Source organism: Peribacillus sp. Bi96, assembly GCF_918698115.1.
Classification (GTDB): Bacteria; Bacillota; Bacilli; order Bacillales; family DSM-1321; genus Peribacillus.
Window position 1 is genome coordinate 1 of sequence record NZ_CAKKLV010000059.1, and the last position, 5,051, is coordinate 5,051.

The following is a 5,051-nucleotide window of genomic DNA, read 5'->3' on the forward strand; positions in this document are numbered from 1 at the left end:
CATTGCGCATAGCCCTATTCTAGACAAAACCCTTAATAATGCTTATTGGCAACATCAAGGGTTAGAAAATCTATATGAACGATATACAAAACTGCGTCAGACTTAAACTGAACCGCCGTATACCGAACGGTACGTACGGTGGTGTGAGAGGTCGGAGGCTAGGCGCCTCCTCCTACTCGATTTTATGCAACTAACGGGGCAGGTTAGCATTCCTGTAGATCGTTAAATATCAGGTTTGAAAAAAATAGAGCCCCTCAGTAAGATACGAGTATAGAGACCAATCTAACTCAAAGTCTTAAGGAGGAAGCCCTACTATGAATTTTAAAATGCAAAACAAACAAAATCAACTAATTGAGAGAATTACGGATCAACATCTAGTTGTTGGTGTGGATATTGCCCAACACTTACACGTGGCCCGTGCTGTAAACTTTCGGGGCATTGTGGTCGGGAAACCCTTGTCTTTTGAAAATAACGAAGAGGGTTTTACTCGATTACTAAACTGGATCCAGGAACTAAAACAAATGAAAAACCTAGACACAACGATAGTCGGAATGGAACCTACCGGACATTATTGGATAAACCTTTCAAAGTGGCTAGTCAAACAAAACATGGATGTCGTCACCGTCAATCCTAACCATGTCAAAAGAAACAAAGAAAATCGTGATAATACGCAATCCAAAAGTGATAAAAAAGATGCCCTTGTCATCGCTGATATGGTGAAGAATGGCTACTATGCCTTCGTTCGTTCCACTTCAGAATCATTTGAAAAACTTCGTGTCCTTATGGCTAACCGAGATGTGATCGTTAAGCGTCATGTTAGCTCCATCAACCAAATTAATCGCTGGGTGGATGTGGTCTTTCCCGAGCTCCGGCAAGTGTTTAAAGACGTATCATGTAAAGGGGCAATCGCAACCCTACGCCTCTTTCCTACCCCAGCTGAATTATGTTCCTTACAGCCTCAAGATATCGTAACCGGTTGGAAATCATGTATGAAGCGACATTCCGGGCATAAAAAAGCCCGTTCCCTGCTTGTATTGGCCAAGCGTTCAATTGGTACGAAACAAGCCCTTGATGCGTATAAACTTCACTTGGGACAATTATTAGAGGAATATGATCTCGCTTCATCCCAACTCGAAAGAGTGACGCAAGAAGTCACAAACGTCTTGGAACAGATTCCATTCGTTAAGAAAATACTTGCCATTAAAGGAATCAGCGAGATTTCACTAGCGGGAATCTTAGGAGAAGCTGGAGATCTGAGTGGGTTCGCTCACGGGAATGCGCTCCTTCGTCATGCAGGATTGCATCTCGCTGAAGCAAGCTCTGGGAAGTGGAAAGGCCAAATTGTTCTTTCCAAACGTGGAAGATCACGCCTGCGGCGTTACCTCTTCCTTGCGACCATGAGTCTAGTGATGAATAACCCTGAGTCTAGTGATGAATAACCCTGAGTTTAAAGCCCTACACTCGAATAATGTTAAAGTGAAGAAGATTAAGAAAATGAAATCCATCATGAAACTTTGTGGAAAACTCGCCCGTGTCCTAGTAGGTATAGCTCGTAATGGCTCTGCCTATAAACCGGAAATGATCTTCCCATTTGAACAACTAGCAGCGTAAATTTACATTCACATTGTTATTTAACGAAAGTTGGCTTATTCGTAGGATTTCAAAGAAAGCACGAAGTACTGGATGTAATGAACAAAAGGGCAATGACCCGTTCCGTTAGCAAAACCGGCCTTCACCCCTTGGATAGGCATGACGAAGGAATGAAAGGGCATAGGATTATGACCCGTTGAGACATGGGAGGGAAAGCCTCCAGGGGCAGCGTGGAGAATGCGTGCAGTATATGTAATAATATGGGATTTTCAACAGATCCCCTATTTCAATCTGCCCTCATCTTATCAAAACGGTCCTATCTCTTGCGTTCATCTATAGCAACCTATACCATGTGGTTTGAAATCCTGCGAATAAGCGAGTATTCGTGAGCATTATCTATTAAACTGATGGAGTTCATTAAGGAACATAAAAATGTTCAATCTTTTTTATAAAAGAATAATCCAATTAAATAGTATAAGGGCAGGTTTTGATTAATCTTTTTCAAAACATGCCCTTTCTATTTATTCATTTATCAAGGTTGCTTGTATTAAAAAAATACCCTCGTGTCGTTTTGAAATAAAGTTGCGACGTTTTAAAAAAATAAAGAAAAGACACCCTAAGGTGCTTTTTTTCCTCTCTAGAATCCTCAACTCGAAAATAACGAACCGACAACCAAAGACAACGTTTGCTTGTAAACGGCATGTGCGGACTGCACATCACCAAAATGTCCGCACATGTAAAGATGGATAACACCGTGGAGCGACGCCCAGAAGATACGGACGACGGTTTCCGTGTCATACGGACCGGTAATCAGTCCCTGCTCTTGTGCATTACCAATTACTGTCAATAATTGCCGCATAGCTGTTACGGTGCCGTGTATGCTCTCCTGGTCTGGTTTGAAATCCGCGAAGGCTCCTCCGAACATCAGCTTGTAATAACCGGAGTAACGCTGTCCGAATTGCCAGAAGGTTTCGCCTAAATTAAACAGCTGCTGCATCGGATCGTCAGAGCGCGGCGTTCCCTCGAATTCGTTGGCGAGAAGCTTGCAGCCGTCGAGATAAAGCTGCTGAGCCAGTCCATCTTTATTGACAAACAGGTTGTATATGATTTTGGTAGAGCAATTCATCTTCTGCGCAACTTTACGCACCGTCACAGCTTCAGGACCCTCATCGTACAAAATCGTTGCCGCAGCATCGACGACGAGCTTTCGAAGATTTTCAATATTTTTCAAGCGAGCCTCCTGATACGTTTCCAACTTTTGCGTATTTGCATCGAAGGAATTATTTTGGTCTGTCATCGCTATCACCCTCAATTAATACATTTTTGATAAGAAACAATGTTTCCAGCTCTTAACAGGAATTTTAATATAATTGTCGGACCGTTGTCAATGTTGCGAGGGATGCCAAAAACCAACGATTCAAAAAACGATGTTGACTTTCTTAAAAAGCTCAGTTACAATGATTCCAATTAGAAACAGTGTTACCGGAACGCATCACAATTCTTGACTCTTATGAGAGTCAGGAATTATTTTTAAGGACAAAGTAACACTGTTTCCTAATTATAAAAAAGTAGATAGGAGAGTTGCACAATGAACATAAAAGGAAATTGGGCGCTTGTCACGGGAGCTTCATCCGGCATCGGAGAGCAATTCGCCCGACAATTGGCCAAAGAGGGTGGCGACCTTGTACTCGTAGCCCGATCGAAAAACAAGCTGGAGAACCTGGCATCGGAGCTTAGAAAGAAGCACGGCGTCAAGGTCGAGGTGATTCCTACCGATCTTGGCAAAGAGGGCGCGCCAGGCGAGTTATATCGGCAATGTCAACTTCTGAATTTAGAGATCGAACTGCTGGTCAACAACGCAGGCTTTGCCACGCACGGTTTGTTTGAACAAGTGTCAGGCGTGCGCCAGCATGAAGAAGTCATGCTCAATGTTGCCGCTGTTGTAGATATGACGCACTTGTTCTTGCCGGATATGTTGTGTAGAAACTCCGGGGCCGTTATCAATGTCGCATCGACCGCTGGATTTCAGCCCCTTCCCTATATGGCGGTATACGGAGCAACGAAAGCCTTCGTTTTGTCGTTTACCCAAGCCTTGTGGTGGGAAAACCGCAACAGTGGCGTCCAATTTCTCACGCTTTGTCCCGGAGCGACGGACACCGGCTTCTTCAACGTCGTAGGCACGGAAGAAGCCGCCGTCGGTAAGAAAGACACACCGGAGCGAGTCGTGGAAGTTGCGCTTCGGGCATTGAAGGACGGGAAGCTGTATGTCGTTCCGGGTACACAGAATTATATAGGTACGCAGATCGGACGATTCATGACGAGGAAACAGGGACTTCGTCTCGTTGGCGGCATGCTTCATCCACGCGACGGCTCCACCAACAATAAGAAGCCGGCCGGTCCGTCCGATCTTGCAGGATGGATGATCCAGGAGGCGCACTGATGGCTAATTCGGCAAATATTTCAGCTAATGCTTCTGTCCATCAACCCATCCGGGACCGAACAGGTGCTGACCGTGATCATATGGACGACCAGCACGCCGGTGAAGCACAGGCTTGTTTCAGAGATCAGCCCGGCCGGGAAAGTCATGGAAAGCTGGCACATTCAATTCGAGAAGGCAGAATAAACTTTAGATACACTGAAATTGATTAAAATATTTTATAAAAATCAAACTGAAATATTCTGGATAGGAATCTATTTTAATCAATCTTTTTCAAAATAGATTCTTTTTATTTATCGTAAAATGTGGGTTTGCGAGATATTTTTGATTAAACTTTATTTAAAGGCTACACCTCGAAAGAGGGTGGAGTTTGATTGAATTACTAGTAGGATAAAGAGGTGGAAGTATATGGAGTAACCAATTGTACTAACGGGGCAGGTTAGTACATTTATATGTTATGATGGAAAAAAATAGATTTTTTTGGGGGGTTAAAATGGTTACATGCTATTTGAAATATGTTATTGACCCATATAAATTAAATGAGTTCGAGGAATACGGTAAGATGTGGATTCGATTAGTTAATAAATTAGGCGGTACACATCAGGGTTATTTCCTTCCACATGAGGGTGCTAATAATATTGCTTATGCATTATTCACTTTCCCAAGTTTAGCAGCATATGAAGAGTACCGAGTAAAAATGGCATTGGATGCAGAATGTCAAGAAGCATATAAATTTGCAGAAGAGACTAAATGTATTTTAAGTTATAAGAGAAGCTTTATGCGTCCTATATTCGAATGAACATACATTAAAGTTGAAAAATAATCTATACATACCTTGTTAAGCTAACAGGTGCTTTACTCAATAAGGGAGGTTGCTGCGGCAACCTTTTTTTTATGGAACTAACGGGGCAGGATAGCATTCCTGTAGTTCGTTATTTTTCAGCTTTGAAAAAAATAGGGCTCCTCAGTAAGATATGAGTAAGACACCACTCTAACTCAAAACTTTAGGAGGAACCCTAATATG

Annotated in this window: 4 protein-coding genes and 1 pseudogene; 4 read left to right on the forward strand and 1 reads right to left on the reverse strand. The window is 42.8% G+C overall.

Annotated features, from left to right (window positions below; genetic code table 11):
* Nucleotides 1-314 precede the first annotated feature (314 nt).
* Nucleotides 315-1,611: pseudogene (locus tag LQ203_RS27130) on the forward strand (IS110 family transposase).
* 625 nt (nucleotides 1,612-2,236) lie between these two features.
* Here the strand turns inward: LQ203_RS27130 and LQ203_RS27135 are convergent.
* A complete protein-coding gene (locus LQ203_RS27135; protein ID WP_230163021.1) occupies nucleotides 2,237-2,887 on the reverse strand; it encodes a TetR/AcrR family transcriptional regulator in 651 nt (216 codons plus the stop codon).
* Nucleotides 2,888-3,178: 291 nt separating this feature from the next.
* On the opposite strand from LQ203_RS27135, the gene LQ203_RS27140 reads away from it, so the two are divergent.
* The 3 genes from LQ203_RS27140 to LQ203_RS27150 all read left to right on the forward strand — a co-directional run bounded on the left by LQ203_RS27140 (nucleotide 3,179) and on the right by LQ203_RS27150 (nucleotide 4,826).
* Complete coding sequence (locus LQ203_RS27140) at nucleotides 3,179-4,030, forward strand: SDR family oxidoreductase (RefSeq protein WP_230163023.1); 852 nt, start codon at nucleotides 3,179-3,181, stop codon at nucleotides 4,028-4,030.
* Nucleotides 4,030-4,239, forward strand: a complete 210-nt coding sequence (locus LQ203_RS27145) for a hypothetical protein (RefSeq protein WP_230163025.1) — start codon at nucleotides 4,030-4,032, stop codon at nucleotides 4,237-4,239. The genes LQ203_RS27140 and LQ203_RS27145 overlap by 1 nt, the downstream gene beginning before the upstream one ends.
* 281 nt (nucleotides 4,240-4,520) lie before the next feature.
* Entirely contained in the window at nucleotides 4,521-4,826 is a 306-nt protein-coding gene (locus tag LQ203_RS27150; RefSeq protein ID WP_096341034.1) for an NIPSNAP family protein, read from the forward strand.
* Nucleotides 4,827-5,051 lie beyond the last annotated feature (225 nt).